Origin of the sequence: Allocoleopsis sp., from assembly GCF_036703385.1 — a bacterium.
Classification (GTDB): domain Bacteria; phylum Cyanobacteriota; class Cyanobacteriia; order Cyanobacteriales; family Coleofasciculaceae; genus Allocoleopsis.
On sequence record NZ_DATNPA010000223.1, the window covers coordinates 1 to 4,380 of the forward strand.

At 51.2% G+C, this 4,380-nt stretch carries 3 protein-coding genes; 2 read left to right on the forward strand and 1 reads right to left on the reverse strand.

Annotated features, from left to right (window positions below; all coding sequences use genetic code 11):
• Nucleotides 1–257 precede the first annotated feature (257 nt).
• A complete protein-coding gene (locus V6C93_RS10975) occupies nt 258–1,118 on the forward strand; it encodes a helix-turn-helix domain-containing protein (protein WP_333476695.1) in 861 nt (286 codons plus the stop codon).
• A 29-nt stretch (nt 1,119–1,147) separates the two neighbouring features.
• On the opposite strand, the gene V6C93_RS10980 is transcribed toward V6C93_RS10975, so the two are convergent.
• Complete coding sequence (locus V6C93_RS10980) at nt 1,148–4,138, reverse strand: CHC2 zinc finger domain-containing protein (RefSeq protein WP_333476696.1); 2,991 nt, start codon at nt 4,136–4,138, stop codon at nt 1,148–1,150.
• A 21-nt stretch (nt 4,139–4,159) separates the two neighbouring features.
• Between V6C93_RS10980 and V6C93_RS10985 the strand changes: the two genes are divergently transcribed.
• Nucleotides 4,160–4,380, forward strand: a 221-nt coding sequence (locus V6C93_RS10985; protein WP_333476697.1) for a hypothetical protein, incomplete at its 3' end; no start/stop codon positions are given.

The following is a 4,380-nucleotide window of genomic DNA, read 5'->3' on the forward strand; positions in this document are numbered from 1 at the left end:
ACCTGATTAAGGAGATTGAGTCGCAAAGCCGTCAGGTCGATGGGGAGAATTTTATTCAAGCTACAGCTCGGCAGATTATCCATCATCCTGAGGCGAGAAAAAAAAACGTTCTGGTACACCTTGACTCGGGAGGAGCGAGACATTATCTATGACAAGCTCCTTCGGAAGGTAGCGATTTTAGATGGAGACATTGTTTCGGTAAATTTAAGCATTTGAGTCCAGCTTCTCATTGTTCAGGAAAATCACAGAGGATTTCCATGCAATCAAACCTAACAATTAATATTTTTGAGCAAGCAGCCGAGCGATTTACTGCTGCTGAAGCAGAAGCTCTCAAAGATTGGCGCTTACCTTGTAATTGCCAATCTCCTGGAGAGAGAGCTGATTGCCAGAACTGTCCGTACTTCAGGGAATTAGTACAACGCATTCAAGAAAAATTGCACTCAGCTCCTGCTGAAGTTTTTCCGGTGATGCTGCCACCAGAAATTCACCCCCCCTATCCTTCGGAAGTAAGGCAACAGTGCCTAGAACTTCATAGACAGGGATACTCCCTTGAAAAGATTCAGCAGTTGACTGGTGTTAGCAATCGCCAAACTCTTCGGCGCTGGATTCGCAAGGCGGGACAGTTAAAACAGGCATCCGAGTACTCGATGGCAGAAAGACAGCGTTACGTAAATCTATATGTTGAGGGCATGAGTCCTCAGCAAATTGAGGACGAGACTGGAATCTCTGCTGATTTAATTCGACAATGGACCCAGCAAGCCGGTGTGTCTAGACCGCGCACAAGTTATTCGGACGAACAAAAGGAGCAAGCTCTTGCACTGTACCAAGAAGGTCGAGATGTTAAAGAGATCGAAGCCCTGACAGGAGTCTATGCTCCATCCGTTCAATCCATGGCAAAAAGAGCGAATTTATACAGACCTAGGAAATATAAAGGCGGTCGGCCTCGATTACATTCACCAGAGGTCAGGCAATCTTGTCAGCAACTGCTTCAGGAGGGCAAAAGCCCACCCCAAATTGAAGAGTTACTGGGCGTGAGTGCTGATACGGTTCGCCGCTGGAAAAAGGAGTGGGAACAGACAGCGGATGGGGTTTCTCCTCTGGCTCAACCCAATACTTAATAGGGAGCTAGCTAACCGGGTTGAGTTTCTCATGTCGCCTTGCGTAGCTCGCTCAGGGGCACTAGATGAGCAAACAGATCGAGTTTGGCATATTGCCCCTCGATCTCCGTAATTTCAAACGGTGCAAAGCTCTCGCAGTGAGCCGGACACTCCGTCCAATAGACGCGATCGCCTACTTGGAGTCGAGAATTTAGCTCAATCACCCAGGCTTTGATTTGAGCGTGCTTCTCAGGAGACAGGTGCTTACAAGCCTCATTGAGTAGCTCTGGCGTAAAGCTGGGGACTAAGCGCAATCCGGCTACAGCTTCGGCACAATCGCACACAAGTAGCATTTCAGCCAGTTCCTCACTTAAAGAAGGTGCTGGCGAGGCAGTTGGTGAGGCTTGGGAGCTTGCTGCACCTGAACGATCAGCTAATTGGGGTCGTTTGCCAAATCCCTTCCCCGCTGCCGAAGCATCAGCAACGATCGCTGCTACTGACTCGATCGGGGCAGAGTCTTCAGCTTGTGCCAGTTCCTGTGCCTCCACAATTTTTTCATCCACTCCCCCCTGGTCAGCCTCCGAATTGATATCGAACGCTGAAGGCATTGCTGCGCCGTCACCCGAGGCAGTTTCATCCTCGATTTTCTCGGTTGGTTGATATGGATTGGAGATCGAATGATATGGATTTGATATTGAATCGGCAACGCTAGATTTATCAACGCTTTGGGTCGATTCAATATCAATTGAATCTGTAGGTGTAGGGGGGGGAGTGTCCGACTTGTTTCCGTCTGAACCCGTGGGATAAAAATAGACAGTACGGCGTCGGTCTTTACTAGAAGGTCGTGACCCAATCACCCGCTTACCGACCAAGCGATTCAGTGCCGGGTAAACGCTGTTGCCCACACCTAGCGCCTCTTTAATCTCGCTGGCTTCCAAGCCCTTGGGCGAGACGGACTGGAGCAAAGCAACGATCTGATTCCCAATGGTCTGACGCTCTTGGAGTTCCTTTGCATCAGCCCCTTCTTCACCGTGAGATATCCAGTGATTGTTCTCTGGGTCTAACTCTATCTTCAGGCGCTGTCCCTCAACGTCACGAGCCATGATGCTGAGGATTCGCGTCTGGTCTTTGGGGTCGATAATCAGGCGCTTCTTATTGTTGGGGTCAGGCTTAGGAATTTGGTCGAGCTGCCACACCCCCCAAACCGCACCGGCAATCGCACTGCTGCCACGCACCCGACCAACACCAACAGCTTCTTGATTCTTGCTGGAGTGGTGGATGAGGAGGAGAGCGCTGTTGTACCTCCCGCACAGTTCCTTGAGCTGGTAAATATTGTCGGCAAACTCAGCTGAGTTCTCCGAGACTTCCCGACCTGCATTGATGCGCCGTAAGCTATCGATAATTACCAGCGTTGGTCGGAACGACTCCAACTTTTCCTCCAACAGACCTAGCTGGCTGATATGGAACGAGTCCATAATTCGCAGGTTAGGACCATCCTCGTAACGGAAACCGCGCTTGAGCAAGCGTCCCCTGGCGGTGTTGAGCGACTCATCACACTGAATAATCAGAACTTTCCCCTGTTTGGTTTGTTCTCCCAAAAAGTGAGATTCACCCGTTACGACCGCAAAAGCTAGATCGTAGGCGAGTAAAGATTTACCGGCCTTCGGGTCTGCCACTAACAAAACGGCTTCACCCGCAGGCAACATACCGGGAGCAACGTATTCGATGCCCATTTGTGGCAGGGATAGAATTTCGTCGAAGCCTAAATCTTTGGGGATGGCAGTTTTTGAGTTTTCGTCGAGGCTCCTGATGACTCGCTCAAAGGCAGCGTCTTTGAGACGGTATCTCGCTTGAATCTGCCCTCTAGTAATTTCGCGTCGGGTGACATCGGTTTCTTTGAGCCATGCCTTAATCTCCAGCTTGGCGCGTTCGATTGGATCGTTGAGCTTTTGCTGTCTTAAGCGATTGTTGACAGCGGCGTGTATTGATTCCTCCAATCGCCGGATGAAGTCATCCTGGTCCATGCCTCGGTCTATACCCCATTGAACCCAATCTACTATATCTCCAGCTTCGGGCATTTCCTGCCAAATCGCCAGAGGGTCAAGAGTAATGAAGGGTAATCCAACTAGGGACGCTGCTGCTGCCGCTTTTTGGGCTTTCTGCCGTCCAGGTTCGTCATGGTCGGGAGCAAAAACGATGCCTGCGATGCCTGCTTTCTGATACTGGAGCATCGCATGCTTGAGGTCTTCCTTAGACCAACTACCGCCCTGGAGCGTTGAAGCGACTAGCCCTAAGGAACTGCGACTTGATTCAACACAAGCTTCGCCCTCTACCATCAGCAGCCACTTCCCAACAGCGTACTGCTCTACTTCCTCCATACGGTAAGGACTCCAGCGGTCAGCGCCTTTCTGCTTGACAGCCTTGCCCTGGTTGTTAATATGCCAAGGCAGGGTAGTTTTTTTGTACCCTTTGGGTTTGCTGGCATCCGGGGTTTCTAACCGTTGAACCCAGCGCCATTCGGGATAACGATAGATGATTTCCGTGTCATTCTTCCGCTGCTGCCGCTTAGGACTGTCAGTTGCCAGATCTGGTAACTGAGCGAATTGGACATCGGGTGAAAACGTACAATCCGGCTCTAACCCTGCCCTAACCTTGGGTTCCTGGGGAAGAGGTGCCAGCGGTCGCCGTGGGCGTGGAGGCGGAGGGTCGCCTTCCGTCGTGCCGTCTTCATAGCGCACCCGCACTCCCCAGTCTTGTGCCAACTCCAGCACGGCATCGGTAAAGCCTTTCCCTTGGGTCTGCATGATGAAGTTGATGACGTTTCCCCCAGCGGTGCAGCCGAAGCAATAGTACAGCTGCTTAGTTGGGCTGACGCTGAAGCTGGGCGTCTTTTCGTCGTGGAAGGGACACAGTCCCATATAGTCCTTGCCACGCTTCTCCAGGGCTACGTGTTCTGAGATGACCTCGACAATATCCGCCCGGTTGACCTGCTCGATCGTGTCATTGTCGATTCTTTTGAGGGCGATTGGAGTTGTCATCATGCCACCTCCTGAAGGCGAAGGTTGCAGCCAAGCCGGGGAAAGTTGCTGCAATTTGCAGCAAAATCGGGGAAAGTTGCTGCAATTGTTGCTGCCAAGTCGCGGAAAGTCGTTGCCAAGTCGGGGAAAGTTGCAGCAAAATCGGGGAAAGTTGCTGCAATTGTTGCTGCAATTTGGGCTATTATGTGGGAAGCGGGATACCCGTTCACGGGATATCTATTTCTTATAGTCGGCTCAATATTGCG